The sequence below is a fragment of the Methylotenera sp. genome (genome assembly GCF_030653755.1).
Classification (GTDB): Bacteria; Pseudomonadota; Gammaproteobacteria; order Burkholderiales; family Methylophilaceae; genus Methylotenera.
This window is the reverse complement of sequence record NZ_JAURYU010000008.1, coordinates 63,493-81,386: the sequence shown is the minus strand read 5'-3', so window position 1 is coordinate 81,386 and position 17,894 is coordinate 63,493. Positions and strand designations below refer to the sequence as shown.

General features: G+C 42.7%; 16 protein-coding genes. 13 read left to right on the top strand and 3 right to left on the bottom strand.

The annotated features are described in order from the left end of the window. Window positions 1–288: 288 nt before the first annotated feature. Both katG and Q7U33_RS01675 read right to left on the bottom strand, forming a co-directional pair. A complete protein-coding gene (gene katG / locus Q7U33_RS01680) occupies window positions 289–2,472 on the bottom strand; it encodes a catalase/peroxidase HPI (RefSeq protein ID WP_304857814.1) in 2,184 nt (727 codons plus the stop codon). A 143-nt stretch (window positions 2,473–2,615) separates the two neighbouring features. Next, complete coding sequence (locus Q7U33_RS01675; protein ID WP_304857812.1) at window positions 2,616–3,536, bottom strand: sigma-70 family RNA polymerase sigma factor; 921 nt, start codon at window positions 3,534–3,536, stop codon at window positions 2,616–2,618. Window positions 3,537–3,991: 455 nt separating this feature from the next. On the opposite strand from Q7U33_RS01675, the gene Q7U33_RS01670 reads away from it, so the two are divergent. From Q7U33_RS01670 to yegQ, 12 genes are all read left to right on the top strand, one after another. Then, window positions 3,992–7,747 carry an EAL domain-containing protein gene (locus Q7U33_RS01670; RefSeq protein ID WP_304857811.1) on the top strand — a complete coding sequence of 1,252 codons (3,756 nt, stop codon included), beginning with the start codon at window positions 3,992–3,994 and terminating at the stop codon, window positions 7,745–7,747. Window positions 7,748–8,188: 441 nt separating this feature from the next. Beyond that, entirely contained in the window at window positions 8,189–9,283 is a 1,095-nt protein-coding gene (locus tag Q7U33_RS01665; RefSeq protein WP_304857810.1) for a 3-deoxy-7-phosphoheptulonate synthase, read from the top strand. A 111-nt stretch (window positions 9,284–9,394) separates the two neighbouring features. Beyond that, on the top strand, window positions 9,395–9,682 hold the full coding sequence (locus tag Q7U33_RS01660; protein ID WP_304857809.1) for a zinc ribbon domain-containing protein: 288 nt from the start codon (window positions 9,395–9,397) through the stop codon (window positions 9,680–9,682). Window positions 9,683–9,706: 24 nt separating this feature from the next. After that, window positions 9,707–10,333, top strand: coding sequence for a DUF502 domain-containing protein (locus tag Q7U33_RS01655; RefSeq protein ID WP_304857808.1), 627 nt, complete (start codon window positions 9,707–9,709; stop codon window positions 10,331–10,333). Between the two features lie 3 nt (window positions 10,334–10,336). Beyond that, the gene (aspS, locus tag Q7U33_RS01650) at window positions 10,337–12,124 is read left to right on the top strand and encodes an aspartate--tRNA ligase (protein ID WP_304857807.1); all 1,788 of its coding nucleotides are present in this window, start codon (window positions 10,337–10,339) and stop codon (window positions 12,122–12,124) included. Between the two features lie 174 nt (window positions 12,125–12,298). Next, window positions 12,299–12,541, top strand: a complete 243-nt coding sequence (locus Q7U33_RS01645; protein WP_304857806.1) for a DUF4160 domain-containing protein — start codon at window positions 12,299–12,301, stop codon at window positions 12,539–12,541. Then, on the top strand, window positions 12,516–12,782 hold the full coding sequence (locus tag Q7U33_RS01640; RefSeq protein ID WP_304857805.1) for a DUF2442 domain-containing protein: 267 nt from the start codon (window positions 12,516–12,518) through the stop codon (window positions 12,780–12,782). Before Q7U33_RS01645 ends, Q7U33_RS01640 begins: the two co-directional genes overlap by 26 nt. Window positions 12,783–12,901: 119 nt before the next feature. Continuing rightward, window positions 12,902–13,429: an adenine phosphoribosyltransferase gene (locus Q7U33_RS01635; protein WP_304857804.1), complete on the top strand. Its 528-nt coding sequence runs from the start codon at window positions 12,902–12,904 to the stop codon at window positions 13,427–13,429. 116 nt (window positions 13,430–13,545) lie between these two features. After that, window positions 13,546–13,941, top strand: coding sequence for a VOC family protein (locus Q7U33_RS01630; protein ID WP_304857803.1), 396 nt, complete (start codon window positions 13,546–13,548; stop codon window positions 13,939–13,941). Window positions 13,942–14,046: 105 nt separating this feature from the next. Further along, complete coding sequence (locus tag Q7U33_RS01625; RefSeq protein ID WP_304857802.1) at window positions 14,047–14,856, top strand: quinoprotein dehydrogenase-associated SoxYZ-like carrier; 810 nt, start codon at window positions 14,047–14,049, stop codon at window positions 14,854–14,856. Between the two features lie 317 nt (window positions 14,857–15,173). Further along, window positions 15,174–15,593: a secondary thiamine-phosphate synthase enzyme YjbQ gene (locus Q7U33_RS01620; protein ID WP_304857801.1), complete on the top strand. Its 420-nt coding sequence runs from the start codon at window positions 15,174–15,176 to the stop codon at window positions 15,591–15,593. A 144-nt stretch (window positions 15,594–15,737) separates the two neighbouring features. Further along, the gene (gene yegQ, locus Q7U33_RS01615) at window positions 15,738–17,084 is read left to right on the top strand and encodes a tRNA 5-hydroxyuridine modification protein YegQ (RefSeq protein WP_304857800.1); all 1,347 of its coding nucleotides are present in this window, start codon (window positions 15,738–15,740) and stop codon (window positions 17,082–17,084) included. A 64-nt stretch (window positions 17,085–17,148) separates the two neighbouring features. On the opposite strand, the gene pqqA is transcribed toward yegQ, so the two are convergent. Further along, window positions 17,149–17,220 carry a pyrroloquinoline quinone precursor peptide PqqA gene (gene pqqA / locus Q7U33_RS01610; protein WP_135278826.1) on the bottom strand — a complete coding sequence of 24 codons (72 nt, stop codon included), beginning with the start codon at window positions 17,218–17,220 and terminating at the stop codon, window positions 17,149–17,151. Between the two features lie 403 nt (window positions 17,221–17,623). Between pqqA and Q7U33_RS01605 the strand changes: the two genes are divergently transcribed. After that, a complete protein-coding gene (locus Q7U33_RS01605) occupies window positions 17,624–17,806 on the top strand; it encodes a hypothetical protein (RefSeq protein WP_304857799.1) in 183 nt (60 codons plus the stop codon). The last annotated feature ends 88 nt before the right edge of the window (window positions 17,807–17,894 follow it).

Below are 17,894 nucleotides of genomic sequence, written 5' to 3'. Positions count from 1 at the left end.
GTATCACTAAGTAATATCACTAAGTAATATCACTAAGTAATATCACTAAGTAATATCACTAAGTAATATCACTAAGTAATATCACTAAGTAATATCACTAAGTAATATCACTAAGTAATATCACTAAGTAATATCAAGGTGCCAAATTAAAGGTACCAATTTATATAGGTATTAAATTAAAAAAGCAGTGGTTGCCCCACTGCTTTTTATTGACGGATAATGTTTAAGCTAGATAGCGCCAGCCATCTTAATCATTCGGCTAGGTCGCTATCTATAGGTTGCCAGTGATTAACTCAAGTCAAAACGATCGGCATTCATCACTTTCGTCCATGCTTTAACAAAGTCTTGCACAAACTTCTCTTTTGCATCATCTTGCGCATAAACTTCTGCATAAGAACGAAGGATGGAGTTTGAGCCAAACACTAAATCAACTCTTGTTGCTGTCCATTTCACTGCACCAGTTTTACGATCACGAATTTCATAAAAGTTTTTACCCACTGGTTTCCATGTGTAACTCATGTCAGTTAAGTTGACAAAAAAATCATTGCTTAATACGCCTTCACGGTTAGTTAATACACCGTGTTTAGATCCACCATGATTAGTACCAAGTACACGCATACCACCAAGTAATGCGGTCATTTCATGTGCGGTTAGGCCCATTAATTGCGTGCGGTCTAGCAACATTTCCTCGGCAGATACAAGGTAATCAGCTTTCAACCAGTTGCGATAGCCATCATGCAAGGGTTCAAGTACAGCAAATGAGTCTGCATCGGTCATTTCATCTGTTGCATCACCGCGGCCTGGTGCAAATGGAGCTGTAATGTTTACCCCTGCATCACGCGCGGCTTTCTCAACGGCGGCCGTACCACCTAAGACGATTAAATCTGCAATGCTTACTTTTTTGCTTAAACCGGCTTGAATATTAGCAAGGACACTCAGCACTTTTTGTAGTCTTGCGGGTTCGTTGCCTTCCCAATTCTTTTGTGGCGCTAAGCGAATACGTGCGCCATTTGCACCACCACGGTAATCTGAGCCACGGAAAGTGCGTGCACTGTCCCAAGCCGTAGATACAAGCTCTGATACACTCAAGCCACTATTTAAAAGGGTTGCTTTTAACTCTGCAATTTCAGGCTCACTTAAGCTGTAGTCAGCCTTAGGCACTGGATCTTGCCAGATTAAATTTTCATTAGGTACATCTGCGCCAAGGTAACGAGCTTTGGGGCCTAAGTCACGATGTGTTAATTTAAACCATGCGCGTGCAAACACCTCTGAGAAGTAGTCAGGATTTTTATAAAAGCGTTCAGAAATCTCTCTATAAATAGGATCTTTAATCATCGCCATATCGGCATCTGTCATGATAGGGTTGTGTCGAATAGATGGGTTTTCTACATCAACAGGTTTATCCTCTTCTTTAATGTTGATTGGCTCCCACTGCCATGCGCCAGCAGGACTCTTTTTTAACTCCCAGTCGTAAGTGAATAGAAGGTAAAAATATCCGTTATCCCATTGGGTTGGATTAGTTGTCCATGCGCCCTCGATGCCACTGGTCACGGTATCTCGACCAACACCTTTACCATTTGGGTTGTGCCAGCCAAAGCCTTGTTCATGAATATCAGCAGATTCAGGGTTTGCGCCAATGATGCTGGCGTTTCCATTGCCGTGGGCTTTGCCTACAGTATGTCCGCCAGCGGTTAGTGCAACAGTTTCCTCGTCATTCATTGCCATGCGAGCAAAAGTCAAACGGACATCCTGTGCTGTTCTCAGTGGATCTGGCGTGCCGTTAACACCTTCAGGGTTTACATAAATCAAGCCCATTTGTACTGCTGCAAGCGGGTTCTCTAGCGTTTGACGATTTTCGCCGTCATAGCGATGAGCGTTACCAAGCCATTCTTTTTCTGAACCCCAGTAAATATCTTTTTCAGGATGCCAAATGTCAGCACGACCACCTGCAAATCCGTAGACTTTTAATCCCATAGACTCATACGCCATCGTACCTGCCAGTACAATCAGATCGGCCCAAGAGAGTTTGTTGCCATATTTCTTTTTAATCGGCCATAGTAAACGACGCGCTTTATCAAGATTCACGTTATCTGGCCAGCTGTTAAGTGGCGCAAACCTTTGGCTACCAGTACCTGCGCCTCCACGACCATCTGCAATACGGTAAGTGCCAGCAGCATGCCAAGCCATACGAATCATCAGCCCGCCATAGTGACCCCAGTCAGCAGGCCACCAGTCTTGGCTATCAATCATTAATGCTTTTAAGTCATTTTTAACTGCGGCTAAGTCTAGTTTTTTAAACTCGTCAGCATAATTAAAGTCTTTGCCCATCGGATTGGTTTTGCTATCGTGCTGGTGCAGGATGTCTAGGTTGAGTGCTTTAGGCCACCAGTCCATAGTTGAGACGCCTGTTGTGGTGTTGCCGCCATGCATTACTGGGCATTTTCCTGCTGTAGAAGATGGTGCACTGTCCATGATAAAACTCCTTTTTATTGAGGTGAAAAATTGGCATTTTTAATGAAGGTACGTTCCATTACGACGACCTTTAACGCCACTAAAATTTATGCCATGTTGATTTGATGTAATATGTTTAGTAAGTTACCTAATTAATAAAAGTATCATTCTCTAAAAGCAATACTCAAGTTACCAACCTTGTCTTGCTTGTTATTTAGTAAGGGTTTAAGTTTTTCCGAAATAATATTTCTAGCTCTAAATATTCTCGATATTGTCGTGCCTATCGGGCAATCCATAGTGAGTGAAATTTGCTCATAAGTTAAGCCATCAATTTCTCTTAATGTGATGGCTAATTTTAAGTCTGAAGGTAATGCATCAATTGAATCGTTGACTGTTTTTGCAATTTGCTTGTTCCTTAGCTCGCTTTCTGAGGTTTCTGAGCGATACAGATCTGATGCTGTAGTTAGATTATCTAAATCTTCAAGCTCAATTGATCTGTCAATTTCTGTACGAGGTTTTTTATCGAACAGGTAGTTTCTGGCTGTATTAAGTCCGATTTTATATAGCCAAATGTAGAATGCGCTGTCACCCCTAAAGTTTGCGATTGAGCGATAAGCCTTGATAAAGGACTCTTGTACAAGCTCCTCAACGACTGATTGATTTTTGATGATGCGTAGGATGACTCGATATAATCTATTTTGATATTTTTCAACTAACAAGCCAAAAGCCTGCGCATCGCCTAACTGGCTGAGTGTAACCAGTTGTTCATCTATCAATTTTCCGTTAGCTATATTCACTATAATGTCTGCGCTTAATAATGGTTTTCTTTCAAATCCAAGGCAGATACTTATCTGCCTTGGATGTTCCTTAAATCCTAAATCTGTAATATGACAAGAAGTAGTTGGACCCATTATAGAGAGATGAGTTAATTTGTGAAGTTTATCTTTCTGATTAAATCGATAAGTAAAATAAATCATAGACGCGGTATGATTTTTATTTATTTGGCTTGAGTGAGAGGCATTATTATCGCTGATAACGAACAATTTATAAGACTGCCAGTAAAGTTCACCATCTTTTGATAACAAGTTTCTTGTTTTTTGAGTCCCCCAAAGCTGGGCGACTATATCTAAAAATTAAACGCCTAATAAAGCTAATTATCTCTAGGGTTGTGCATATGCAATTGCGCGTGTTGATGTTAAATGTTTAGATAAGGTTTCTTTTATATATCAATAGGTAAGCAAGTTTTTATTGATAAACATAATTAAGTTTGTTAAATTGGTAAGAAATTTTGAGTAATGTTCAAAGAAAATCAATCAAAATAGCATGCTAAGTGAGTGGGGTCTTGAAGCCGCCTCCAAGAGTTTTGTTATTGGTTTAATCAATGACAAAACAAGAATTCCTTAAAGGGGCTGGTTTCTATGTTTGGCACACTTCATGAAGTAATCAATAATCATGCTCAGCATCAACAGCATTTTTGCTGTTCTCTCTACTTAGTTTCGTATTCTATCGGTCTTGGCATTTAGCCGTTTAAGGTGATATTTTGAGACTAAATGTTAAAAAAATCACAGCTTTTCTACGCCATAAGACATGGTCTATTGTCTTGGTGTTGGCCTGCGTATTTTCTGTTTTCGGCTACTACGTTTATACGGAAAAACAGCTGGACGATGCCTATGAATCACGTTATGTATCCTATCAGTTAGTTGGGCAGTTAAGACAAACTTCAGATGACCTCACTCGGATGGTTCGGTCTTACGTGGTAACGGGCGACATACGATATAAAGACTATTTTCAGAATATTTTAGATATTCGCAATGGCAAAATTCCCCTTCCTGACGATTATTTCAACGCATACTGGGATATGGTGATTGTAGGTAAACTTCCAGCACCCTCAACAGAGGGGGAAGGTATTGCTCTTTTGGATATGATGCGTGCTGCGGGATTTACGAAAGAAGAGTTGGATAAACTTGCTTCTGCAAAAAAACATTCAGATGAACTAACCACTTTGGAGTTCGAAGCAATGCAGCTTGTAGAGTCTGAGGTGTCGGATATGGACACTAATAGACTAAAAGCAGCTCAGATGTTGCTGGGTAGTCAATATCATCAGGCTAAATCTGAGATTATGAAGCCAATTAATGAGACTTTCTTAATGATGGAGCGCCGTACGTTAAATGCGGTGAATCATGCCAAAACGGTAGCGTCTATTTTTCGGCTTATTTTTATCCTTGTTTCATTATGGGCAATATTTTTTATCTGGAAAGCCTATCGGACACTACGTTCAACATTAGGTGCCAGCGCGAACGAGGTTTATCAGCATATTTCCAGAATTGGCAGTGGAGATTTTTCTATGCCAATCACAATCACACCTCAGCAAAGTAATAGCGTACTAGCAGAGTTGGCAAAGATGCGCGATTTGCTCCACTCACATGATGTAGAGCGTACGCTTGCAGAACAAAATCTACGTTTGAATAAAAGGCTTTTGGTAGAGGCGCAACACATTGCGCAAGTCGGCAGTTGGTCGCTTGATTGGCAAACTGGTGAGTTGATCTGGAGTGATGAGATTTTTCATATCTTTGAGATTGATGCACATCAGTTCTCTGCGAACTACGAAGCATTTTTGCGTGTAGTTCATCCGCTAGATCGTGCTGAGGTTGATCGTGTATTTAAAGCATCAGCCACTAACCGAGAACCTTATGGTATTACGCATCGCTTACTGTTAGCTGACGGTTCTGTGAAATGGGTGCACGAGCGCGGTACGTCAGATTATGATGCTGAAGGAAACCCAACTTATTCTCGAGGGACCGTGCAAGATGTGACCGATCGCCATCATACAGAAGCATTGATACGTAAAACTGAGAGTTATCTTACCGACATCCTTAACTCAGTTGAAGAGGTGATTTGGACAGCCAGCGCCCCAGATTTTAAGGTAAATCATGTGAATGCCGCGATAGAGAAACTTTGTGGTTTGTCACAGCAGGCTCTGGTTGAAGACGGAAACTCATTGGTAAGCTTGATTCATTTAGATGATCGGGAAAAAGCCCGTGTAGCGATGGATTCGGTTTTTGATACCGGAAGATTGGAAATTGAATATCGTATTGTGTTAGCGGATGGCAGTGTTCGCTGGGTGTCTGATCGTCGACATCTGGTTTATGGAGAGCACGGCGAGCCAGCTGAGCTAGTGTGTGTGATCCGTGACGAAACAGATAAAAGGTTGGCCGCCAATGCGGACCGTGAAAGTAAAGAGCGTGTTATTCAGATGTTGGAAACTAGTCCAATTGCTGTGCGGATAGCCACTGCAGCTGGTGATAAGGTCTTATTCGCAAATAAGCGCTATACCGAGTTGATTAACTGCTCACCAGAAACTGTCATGGGGCGAAATCCTAAGCTTTATTATGCAAACGCTCAGGAGTACGAGGCGATTTTGGCGCAAGTGAATAGCGGACACTCCGTTAATGACAAGCTGATTCAACTGATTGTGGAGAATAAAGGTCCAGTATGGGCGATGGCCTCTTATCGCCCTGTGCATTACGAAGGTGATGCTGCAATGTTGGGTTGGTTTTACGATGTAACAGATTTAAGGCAAACGCAAGAGGCATTGTTGCTAAGTGAGGCGCTTGCTAAACAGTCGCTTGATGAGTTGAAATATCAGAAATATGCGCTGGATAAGCACGCGATTGTTGCGGTAACAGACGTGAAAGGACGTATCACCTATGCCAATGAGAAGTTTAGTGAGATAAGTGGTTACGCAATAGAGGAGTTAGTAGGTCAAGATCATGCAATTCTGAACTCTGGTTATCATCCTAAAGGTTACTTTAAAGAGATGTATCAAATAGTGGCAAGTGGTCAGGTCTGGCATGATGAGGTATGTAATCGTGCCAAAGATGGTCATCTCTACTGGGTAGATACAACCATTGCACCTTTCCTTGGTGAAGATGGTAAGCCACAAAGCTACATTTCTATCCGTACGGACATTACTCAACGTAAGGCAGCGGAAGATAAAAGTAATTATTTAGCGCTTTACGATACGCTGACAAACCTCCCTAATAGACGTTTGTTGTTAGATCGATTGAGTCAAGCTTTAGCTTCAGCCGCTCGTAGCATGCGAAACGGTGCGTTGTTATTTTTAGATCTTGATCATTTTAAAACGCTGAACGACACCCTTGGCCATGATGTGGGCGATTTGTTATTGCAACAAGTTGCTGAGCGACTCACTGCTTGCGTGAGAGAAGGTGATACCGTTGCCCGCTTAGGTGGGGACGAGTTTGTTGTGATTCTGGAGGACTTAAGTGAGCACGATGTAGAAGCTGCAACTCAAGCTGAAGCGGTGGGAGAGAAAATTCTAGCAAAGTTTGTTCACCCATATCAATTTAAAAGTTATGAGTACCATATTACTTCAAGCGTAGGCATAACATTGTTTGGTAAAAACAACCTGAAGTCTGATGAGTTGCTAAAGCAGGCTGATATTGCCATGTATCAGGCTAAGAAGTTGGGGCGCAATGCGTTGAGCTTTTTTGATCCAAAAATGCAGGAAGGTATTCAGGCACGGGTTGATATGGAGCATGAGCTGCGTAAGGCGCTTGATAACAATGAATTCCAATTGTTTTATCAAATGCAGGTGGATGTTTCGGACCGCCCAGTAGGCGCTGAGGCTTTAATTCGCTGGATACACCCAGAGCGAGGGTTAATTGCGCCCAATGAGTTTATCCCGATTGCCGAAGACACTGGCATGATATTGTCCATTGGTGAATGGGTCATTGATGCAGCCTGCGCGCAACTTAAGCGTTGGGCAGAAGATAATAAGACGCGAAACCTCACACTCTCCGTGAATGTGAGTGCAAGACAATTTCACCAGGCAGATTTTGTTGAGCAAATTAAAGCGGCAGTCTCTCGTCATGCGGTAAATCCGATGTTGCTGAAGCTAGAGCTTACCGAAAGTGCGTTGCTAGACCATGTTGAAGATACGGTTGCAATTATGAATGCGCTGAAAGATATTGGCGTAAGGTTCTCGTTGGATGATTTTGGTACAGGTTATTCTTCGCTACAGTATCTCAGGCTCTTACCACTTTATCAGTTGAAGATAGACCGTTCATTCGTTCGGGATATTGCTGGCAAAGGCAGTGATCAGGCGATTGTACGTACCATTATTGCCATGGCACATACTCTAAACTTAAATGTGATTGCGGAAGGGGTCGAGAACCAAGTGCAGCAGGGGATACTTTTAGATAGCGGCTGTGTGCATTATCAAGGTTATTTGTTTAGCAAACCATTGCCTGTTGATGTGTTTGAAACCTTGCTCTAATAGTTACTTGTTGTAGCAGGGTTGTGGTCCAGATAGGTCACAAGACAATAGTGTTTATGCTGCGCATATCTCTTTTACCCTGCTTTATCTTTAATCGTCTCATGTTTCATCGTGCCGTAAATACGACTAAGTTGTATCAACTGAGCTTTAAAGTGTTAAAATTGCACAAGACGATTGGTTTTAAAGACAAAAAAGCAAAAAACTACTAAATATTCATTAGCCACTGCCATGTTGTGCGTGTGTAAAAATATTGTCTTTTATCATATACATGTTGTTTGATCATTGAGTTAACTGCCAAATAGCGTTCTAGGCGGTGAGTTCAATGGATAACTGTTGCTTCAATCGTTTTATTGTAGATAAGCCCGCGATATACGGGCTTTGTTGTTTTTGATTTTTGATTTTTGCTGCAGCAAATCTTGTTGCAGCAAATGAGTTATCTAAATGAGCCCTATCCAAAAAATTATTACTGATGATGTACGCATCATCGAAATCAAAGAACTGACGCTACCGTCTGTGCTGTTGGATAAACTTGAGCCTAGTACAGCCACCACCGATAGAATTGTTAAGACCCGTACGGATATTCATCGTATCTTACATAGTGCAAATGATCGCCTGCTAGTGGTCATCGGGCCGTGCTCTATTCATGATTATGATGCAGGTATTGAATATGCAAAACGCCTGTTAACGCAATACCACAAGCACATTAACGAACTGTTGATTGTGATGCGCGTGTATTTTGAAAAACCACGCACAACGGTTGGCTGGAAAGGCCTGATTAACGACCCGCACTTGGATGGTAGTTTCAACATCAATGCTGGTTTAGAGTTGGCTAGACGCTTTTTGTTAGAAGTGAACGAGCTGGGTTTGCCAGCGTCGACTGAATTTTTAGATACAATTACGCCGCAATATACGGCAGATTTAGTGAGCTGGGGCGCAATTGGTGCGCGCACGACTGAGTCGCAGATTCATCGTGAGTTAGCGTCTGGTTTATCTTGCCCAGTTGGTTTTAAAAATGGCACAGATGGCAATATTCGTATTGCTGTCGATGCGATTAAAGCCGCTGCAAGCCCTCATCACTTTTTATCTGTGACTAAAGAAGGCCGTTCAGCCATTATCTCTACGACAGGTAATGAAGATTGTCATGTGATTTTGCGCGGTGGTAAAACGCCTAATTATGATGCAGCAAGTGTAGACGCTGCCGCAGTTGAGTTGGCACAGTCTGGCCTAAATGCCAAAGTAATGATTGATTGCTCACATGCTAATAGTCAGCGCCAATATCAGTTGCAAGCACAAGTGGCTGCAAACGTAGCCGAGCAGTTAAATGCTGGCGATGACCGCATCATGGGCTTAATGATAGAGTCACATTTGCATGCAGGGCGCCAAGATCATGCGCCAGGTTGCGAATTGACCTATGGTCAGTCGATTACTGATGCTTGTTTAGGATGGGAAGAGACGTTGCCGTTGCTGGACATGCTGGCTGAAAGTGTTAAGACGCGCCGCCTTAAAAATCAGCAAGATGACGATGCTGATGAGTGAAGTCTTTTAGCCTTTAGAGGCTAAGTTCTGGGCGGTCGTGGTCTCAATGAAATTCTATTGGATTCAGGTATAATTGCGGGTTATTTAACGTATTGAGAGAGGTGATTTTATATGCCTATTTACGATTATCAATGTAGTAGCTGCGGACATAAAGCAGAGGTCATGCGCAAAGTGAGTGCCGCAAGCGTAGAAGCTTGCCCACAGTGTGCTAAAGAGACTTTTGCTAAGCAAGTGTCTGCACCGAGTTTTCAGTTAACTGGCAGTGGCTGGTACGCGACTGACTTCAAGGGAGGTGCGAGCAAATCAGCTAAATCAGCTGATTCCGCTACATCTGAGTCTGCTAGTGAATCAAGCGCTGCGCCAGCCGCAGCTTGTGCGACGGGTTGCGCGTGCCACTAGGCAAGCCTGAATGACTCAACCTTAATGAAAAAATACTTTATTACAGGCTTGTTAGTATTAGTACCGTTGGTAATTACCATCTGGGTGCTAAAGTCGCTTATCGGTGTGATGGATCAAAGCTTGTTGCTGTTGCCTGAAGCTTGGCACCCACATACCTTTTTGGGCCGAGATATCCCAGGCATTGGTGCAATTTTAACCGTACTGATTGTGTTGACCACAGGGTTGATTGCGACTAATTTCTTTGGCATGCAGCTTATTTTACTATGGGAAAAGTTGCTTAATCGCTTGCCTGTGGTGAAGTCGATTTATTCTAGCGTTAAGCAAGTGTCTGATACTTTATTTTCAGATTCTGGTAATGCGTTTCGCAAGGCTGTACTAGTGCAGTTTCCTCGAGAAGGCGCGTGGACCATTGCTTTTGTCACGGGCACGCCAGGTGGCGATGTGGCAAATCACCTGCACGGTGATTACGTCAGCATTTTTGTGCCAACTACGCCAAACCCAACGGGTGGTTACTTTCTCATGATGCCAAAAGCTGATGTGATAGAACTTGAAATGACGGTAGATGAAGCACTGAAGTATATTATTTCTATGGGCGTAGTTGCGCCTGTAAACAAGATTCCAAAACTTTTAACTCAATATCCAAACAATTAAATTATGATGCGTACACATTACTGCGGCCATTTAAACCGCGAACACATTGGTCAAACTGTCACATTATGTGGTTGGGCGCATCGTCGCCGTGACCATGGTGGTGTTATTTTTATCGATTTGCGTGACCGTGAAGGTTTGGCGCAAATTGTGATCGACCCAGATACTAAAGAAGCATTTGCGATTGCAGAAACTGTTCGTAGTGAGTTTGTGCTAAAAGTGGTGTGTAAAGTGCGCGCGCGCCCAGAAGGTACCGTTAACTCAAACTTACCTACGGGTGAAGTAGAAATGCTGGCGACTGAGATTGAGGTATTAAACCCATCACTCACACCACCGTTCATGTTGGATGATGAAAACCTGACTGAAACCGTGCGTTTAGAGCATCGCTACATTGATTTGCGCCGCCCTGCGATGCAAAAAAACATGATGTTGCGTTACCGCGTGGCTAAAACCTTGCGTGACTACTTGGATGTGAACGGCTTTATTGAAGTTGAAACACCAATGCTGACACGCAGCACACCAGAAGGCGCGCGTGATTACCTCGTGCCTAGCCGTGTGCATCATGGTCAGTTCTTTGCATTGCCACAATCACCACAATTATTTAAACAATTGTTGATGGTGTCTGGCTTTGACCGTTACTTCCAAATTACTAAATGTTTCCGTGATGAAGACTTGCGCGCTGATCGTCAGCCAGAATTCACACAAGTGGATATTGAAACATCGTTTATGGAAGAAAACGACATTATGGATTTGGTGGAAGAAATGATTCGCCAAATGCTGAAAAAAGTCCAAAACGTAGATTTACCAGCGCAATTCCCACGTATGCCATTTGCTGAAGCCATGAGCCGCTACGGTTCAGATAAGCCAGATATGCGCGTGACCTTAGAAATCACTGAGCTTTCAGATGTGATGAAAGATGTAGATTTTAAAGTATTTGCGGGTGCTGCCAATATGGCAGGTGGCCGTGTGGCTGCCTTACGCGTGCCTAACGGCGCGGCAATCAGCCGTTCTGAAATTGATGCCTACACTGAGTTCGTAAAAATCTACGGTGCTAAAGGTTTGGCTTACATCAAAATTAACGACATCACTAAATTGAATGAAGAAGGCTTGCAAAGCCCGATTGTTAAAAACATTCATGTGACAGCGTTGCAGGCGATTATTGACCGCACAGGCGCACAAAATGGCGATATCGTGTTCTTTGGCGCAGATAAAACTAAAGTCGTGAATGAGGCTTTAGGTGCATTGCGTCTTAAAGTTGGTCACGATAAAGGCCATGTAGATGGCCGCGCATGGGCGCCATTGTGGGTAGTTGACTTCCCAATGTTCGAACATGATGAAGAGGCTGATCGTTGGGTTGCATTACACCATCCGTTCACTGCACCAAAAGACGGTCACGAAGATTTGTTGACGACTAACCCAGGTGCATGTTTATCAAAAGCTTATGACATGGTATTGAACGGCTGGGAAGTAGGCGGCGGTTCTGTGCGTATCCATCAACAAGAAGTGCAATCTAAAGTGTTTGATGCATTAAAAATCAGCCGCGAAGAAGCGCAAGAGAAGTTTGGCTTCTTGCTAGATGCATTGCAATACGGTGCGCCTCCACACGGTGGTTTAGCATTCGGTTTAGATCGCTTAGTCACGTTAATGGCGGGTGCTGAATCTATTCGTGATGTGATTGCATTCCCTAAAACACAACGTGCACAGTGCTTGATGACCAATGCACCGAATGAAGTGGATGAGAAGCAATTGCGGGAGTTACATATTCGCGTTCGCTCACAGACGCCCGCGGCGTAAAATGCACTCGCTTCACGATAACGTCGTTACATCCGCTTGCCGCACTGTTCGTACTGTCTACGCGGATGTGCCTAGTTCTCGTATCGCGAATTGCATTTTAGGAGAGTGTTAAATGGTGCAATGCATTTGTAATGCAACCATTTCTTGCACACCAGCTATTTGTTCAGGGCTAACATGCCAACTATTCTAAGAATTGGCGCCTTTCGTTTCTTTTTCTATGCCAACGAAGGGCAGGAGCCTGCACATATTCATGTGCAATCTGATAATAGACTAGCAAAGTTTTGGTTACGCCCAGTTAACTTGGCGAGTAGTATAGGATTTAACGCAAAAGAATTGAACGAACTATTAGGTTTGGTTCGTGAACATGAAGCTTTATTTTTGGAGGCTTGGAATGACTTCTTTAACATTAAACGCTGAGCCAATCGCACAGTCTGTAGAAACTTCGGACAGCGATTTGGTGGTTAGGTTAACTGATGGGCGAGTGCTTTCTGCGCCTTTAGTGTGGTTTCCACGTTTAAATAATGCTACACCTGATAAACGAAAAGTTTATGAGTTGATGGGCAATGGTGTGGGTATTCACTGGCCAGAGTTGGATGAAGATATTAGTGTTGTAGGTTTGTTAGCAGGGCTTCCTTCAATCGAGTATCGCGCAAAATAGCCCAGTAGGGTGGGTTCTCGAACCCACGCATAGCGTACTTGCAATATTCACCACGTGGGGTTAAATCCCACCCTACATTTTAATTACGGCTGTTTACGTAAAATCTAAGTGCTAAACTTATGCCCATCAAATCCCTAATTCGTACTATCCCCCATTACCCAAAACAGGGTATTCAGTTCCGTGATATCACCACTTTACTCAAAGAACCTGCAGGTTTTCGCATGGTCATTGATGCATTTGCGCAGCATTATGCTACCCAGCCTATAGATAAAATTGCTGGCATAGAAGCACGTGGATTTATTATTGGAGCAGCATTAGCGTATAAGCTCGGTGTGGGCTTTGTGCCGATTCGTAAATCTGGCAAGCTGCCTGCTGAGACTATTGGGCATGATTACGCTTTAGAGTATGGTGCTGATCGTGTAGAGATTCATACTGACGCAATTGCCAAAGGTGAGCGGGTGTTGTTAGTGGATGATCTGATTGCGACTGGTGGTACGGCTGAAGCTGCCGCGGCTTTGATACACAAGCTCGGCGGCATGGTGGTAGGCTGTGCTTTTGTGATTAACTTGCCAGATTTAGGTGGCTCAAAACGCTTAGCTGACGGTGGTTTTTCGCCTTTTTCACTTTGCGAGTTTGAAGGTGATTAATCGCTGCTTTCATGTGTTGTGCTAGTTACTCGTCGCGTCAAAGGTGTTAAAGTATATAGATTATTGTTGCCGATTATTTATGGCACTTACCTACACCAATTTATTGAAACCATACTATGCCGGTCACCCAACTTAATCATTACAACCTACGCACGCCTTACGAGACGATGCTTAAACTTAAAGACTTTTACTGCGATGTATTGGGCTTGAAGGTTGGGCCGCGTGAGGGGTTTACTAGTAGAGGGTTTTGGCTTTATATTGGCGATACGCATGTATTGCATCTGGCAGAGTACCGCGGTGAGGGTGAGCCATTAACGAATGTGTTGACGACGATTGATCATGTGTCGTTTACTTGTACTGACATGCCTGCAATGGAGGCACATTTAAAAAGTCGCAACATACACTATACAACGCGCGATTTACCTGTATTGAACGTGAAGCAGATTAACTTTAAAGACCCTGTGGGTAATGGCATAGAGTTGTTTTTTTATATGGAAAACGAGAGTGTTTAAATCGCTTTCTTGCTAGGCATTGGCCCGTGAGAACTATCTAGTCACATAGTTTGTCATAGGCGTATTAAAACAAAAAATCATAAAAATTAATTTGGAGCGTATGGTATGGCTATGCAATTTCAAAGGTGGTTTAGTAAAGTAGCAATAGCTGTTGGCTTGTCTTTAGCTTTTATTGCTAACACTTATGCGGAGGCTGACCCGAAATTATGGCCTGTGATGAAAGAGGCTTTTTTTGCAAAACGTGAAATGAAAGAAGTTGATTTCATTAAGATTGAAGCACCGAAACGTGCGGAAAGTGGCGCGCAAGTGCCAGTGACTTACAGCATTGATAATGCAGCAGCGAATGGCGTGGTGATTAAAAAGCTATATGCCTTTGTTGATGCAAATCCGATTCCTATTACTGCAATTTATCATTTGACTGATACCTTAGGTAATTTCCAGTTATCAACACGTATTCGTTTTGAGACGGATGCATTTGTGCGTTTGGTGGGTGAAACGGCAGATGGCTCCTTATATCTGGCCTCACGTGAGATCAGAGCCGCTGGCGGATGTGGTGGCATGGTAGAGAATAACGAATCTGAGATTCGTGCAGCAGCTGGACGTATTAAGATGAATGTAGAGACGCCAGTCAAAGTTGGTACACCAACTACGGCAACTTTTAATATTAAACACATTATGCGTACAGGCTTGCAACGCGATTTGGTTTCTCAAGGCTATGTCCCTGCTTTTTATATTAATAAAGTTGAGTTTGTTTATAGCGGCAAACCGTTGATGACGGTGGACGTGGGTGTAGGTACCGCAGAGGATCCATATTTCAAATTTAGCTTTATTCCAGCTTCAACAGGTAAGTTAGAGGCAGTTGCTACTGATAATGAAGGTAAAACATTTAGCTACCAATATGATGTAAAAATATAAGATTGGCTTTGGTGCTGGTAGTTTGTTTATATAGGTAAACAATCTGCATTTGTGTTTGTAAGTGCAGTCCTATAAGCACAGTTGTCACTTCGCGGTTACCAGTGCTAGGCATGTCCGTGGAATATAGGCAATAAATTGCCTTACTCACACGCCAGACGATTGCTCCTACAAAAGCATGTTGAAAGCATTAGTTAGAATCTGAAATGGCCTCCGATGTGAGGCCATTTTTTTTAACCATTTTTATATAGTGGAATTTTGTGACGAGCGAGATATAATGCAATGTTAAAATTAGGCTATTGAAATTTAAGGATTATTTGATGAAAAGCTATCGTAAAGAACTTTGGTTTAATCCACCTACACGCGTTGCATTTATCCGTATTACCGAGCAAATTCGTGAGTGCCTACGTGAGAGTGGTGTGCGTGAAGGCTTGGTTTTAATTAATGCAATGCATATTACGGCCAGTGTGTTTATCAATGATGATGAGCGCGGCTTGCATCATGACTATACGCAGTGGTTGGAACGTCTTGCACCACATGAGCCTGTGAGTAGTTATCGCCATAATGATACTGGCGAAGATAATGCAGATGCACACATGAAACGCCAAATTATGGGGCGTGAGGTTGTAGTGGCTATTACGGATGGTGAGCTGGATTTTGGCCCTTGGGAGCAGATATTTTACGGTGAGTTTGATGGTAAGCGTAAGAAGCGTGTGCTTGTGAAAATTATTGGTGAATAAAACCAAAACAACATACCCATACGGTGTTGCAAATTAAAAAAGAGCACCTTACCTATGATTGATATGCCGCGGCGCTCTTTTTTAATTTGCGCCTTGTCTGGCTTTGTTCTTTTGATTTTATAGAGATTAAGTGAAGTAATAGTGATGAAAATACCTGAATTATTAGCCCCAGCGGGTGACTTGGATCGTATGCGTACTGCGTTTGATTATGGCGCAGATGCGATTTATGCAGGACAGCCACGTTATAGTTTACGTGCGCGTAATAATGATTTTACGATGGCGAATCTTGAAATCGGTATTAACGAGGCGCATGCACGTGGTAAAAAGTTTTTTGTAGCGAGCAATATTGCACCGCATAACGCTAAAGTTAAAACTTACATGGCAGATATGGCGCCTGTGATTGCCATGCGTCCAGATGCTTTGATTATGTCTGACCCTGGCTTAATTATGATGGTGCGTGAGAAGTGGCCTGAAATGCCAGTACATCTTTCTGTGCAGGCCAATACGGTGAATTTTGCGACAGTGAAGTTTTGGCAAAGTTTAGGCTTAACGCGCGTGATTTTATCGCGTGAGTTGTCTTTAGATGAAATTGAAGATATCCGTCAGCAATGCCCAGAGATGGAGTTAGAGGTTTTCGTACATGGCGCTTTATGTATTGCTTACTCTGGCCGTTGCTTACTTTCTGGCTATTTTAACCAGCGTGATCCTAATCAAGGGACTTGTACTAATAGCTGCCGTTGGGACTATAAAGTGCATGATGCGGCAGAAGATGCTGCTGGCGTGATACGTCTTGATGAGTTTGACTTTAAAGCGGAAATGGAAAAATCAAGTTTGTCTGGCTGTGGCAGTTTGCCGCGTCATCCATTAGCTGATAAAGTTTATTTGATTGAAGAAAAAGGCCGCCCAGGAGAGTTGCTTCCTATTGAAGAGGATGAGCACGGTACTTACATCATGAACAGTAAGGATTTGCGCGCGATTGAGCACGTAGAGCGCTTGATTAAGATGGGGGTAGACTCGCTTAAGATTGAAGGGCGGACTAAATCTCGCTACTACGTAGCACGTACTTGCCAAAACTATCGTCAGGCGATTGATGATGCGTTAGCTGGACGTCCATTTGATTGGAACTTGCTAGGGGATTTAGAGAATTTGGCTAACCGTGGCTATACCGATGGTTTTTATCAGCGTCACCACACCGCAGAGCACCAAAATTACAAACAAGGTTATTCAAGTTCTAGCCGCAGTTTATATGTGGGTGATGTGGTAGCTTATGATGCAGAAAAAGGTGTAGCTGATATTGAAGCGCGCAACAAGTTTGCCGTGGGTGACCGTTTACAGGTGATACATCCTACAGGTAATCAAGATATTGTCGTTGAAGCTATGTTCAATAAAAAAGGTGAACCGATACAAGAGGCTTCAGGTAGCGGTTATTATGTGAAGTTGCCGATTGTTGCGGCTGATTTAAGTAATGCGATGGTCGTTAAATATTTATAAAGTTTACGATTTGGTGATATAAAAAAGGGGAGCAATTGCTCCCTTTTTTATTGCTGAAAGCGTATTACTTATTCATTACGTACATTGTCACTTCAAAGCCAAAACGCATTTCAGTTGCTGATGGTGATGTCCACATGATCGTTCTCCATAAAAGTTAATTTTAATTAAGAACCAGCGTTTGATTGGTATATCAATGTCGCTAGTTAGTGAAAATGATTATGCGCTTTCAAGCATTTTTCACGTTATATGTATTCATGATTGCACCTTAAGATAAATCATGAGATAGGCGCCTGTAACTTAGCGTATATGAGCTAATGAAATTTACCGTTGTCTGATTGAGTGTATTTTAGTTAAGAAATTACCATAAGTTTGTACTGAATCGGTCGAGTGAAGGGTTAATCGTTTTGCAGCACGGGGGATTCTTCTTACTATTAATTTCACGTTATAAATTTACTATGCTAGTCACCGCACATACAAAGTTAACTTTAAACGCATAATATTTTTCAATCAATACCCATTAAATCTAAAGGAGTTCTCTTATGAAAACATTCAATGTTTGGAAAATATTAGCGCTAATCTCTATCGTTTTTTGCGTAGGATGTGCGGAGCCAAAATCTCATAGTGGCGCAGGCACAGGAACTGGTGCTACAGAGATGGAGAGCTCAGGTACAGGAGATGCTAGTACTGGGGCAGGCACAGGCACTGGTGGTACAGGCCAATAATTTTTAATCAAAACACTTAGTAACCAAAAGCCTTGTGCGCGAACAATCTACAGAGCACGGCACCACAAGGTATATTTTCAAAGCCTCT

Coding starts and splice junctions, on each gene's coding strand:
- Q7U33_RS01660 (WP_304857809.1), top strand. CDS start 9,395: ATGCCTATTTACGATTATCAATGTAGTAGCTGCGGACATAAAGCAGAG.
- Q7U33_RS01655 (WP_304857808.1), top strand. CDS start 9,707: ATGAAAAAATACTTTATTACAGGCTTGTTAGTATTAGTACCGTTGGTA.
- Q7U33_RS01625 (WP_304857802.1), top strand. CDS start 14,047: ATGGCTATGCAATTTCAAAGGTGGTTTAGTAAAGTAGCAATAGCTGTT.
- Q7U33_RS01665 (WP_304857810.1), top strand. CDS start 8,189: ATGAGCCCTATCCAAAAAATTATTACTGATGATGTACGCATCATCGAA.
- Q7U33_RS01635 (WP_304857804.1), top strand. CDS start 12,902: ATGCCCATCAAATCCCTAATTCGTACTATCCCCCATTACCCAAAACAG.
- Q7U33_RS01605 (WP_304857799.1), top strand. CDS start 17,624: ATGAAAACATTCAATGTTTGGAAAATATTAGCGCTAATCTCTATCGTT.
- katG (WP_304857814.1), bottom strand. CDS start 2,472: ATGGACAGTGCACCATCTTCTACAGCAGGAAAATGCCCAGTAATGCAT.
- Q7U33_RS01645 (WP_304857806.1), top strand. CDS start 12,299: ATGCCAACTATTCTAAGAATTGGCGCCTTTCGTTTCTTTTTCTATGCC.
- Q7U33_RS01620 (WP_304857801.1), top strand. CDS start 15,174: ATGAAAAGCTATCGTAAAGAACTTTGGTTTAATCCACCTACACGCGTT.
- Q7U33_RS01640 (WP_304857805.1), top strand. CDS start 12,516: ATGACTTCTTTAACATTAAACGCTGAGCCAATCGCACAGTCTGTAGAA.
- aspS (WP_304857807.1), top strand. CDS start 10,337: ATGATGCGTACACATTACTGCGGCCATTTAAACCGCGAACACATTGGT.
- Q7U33_RS01630 (WP_304857803.1), top strand. CDS start 13,546: ATGCCGGTCACCCAACTTAATCATTACAACCTACGCACGCCTTACGAG.
- yegQ (WP_304857800.1), top strand. CDS start 15,738: ATGAAAATACCTGAATTATTAGCCCCAGCGGGTGACTTGGATCGTATG.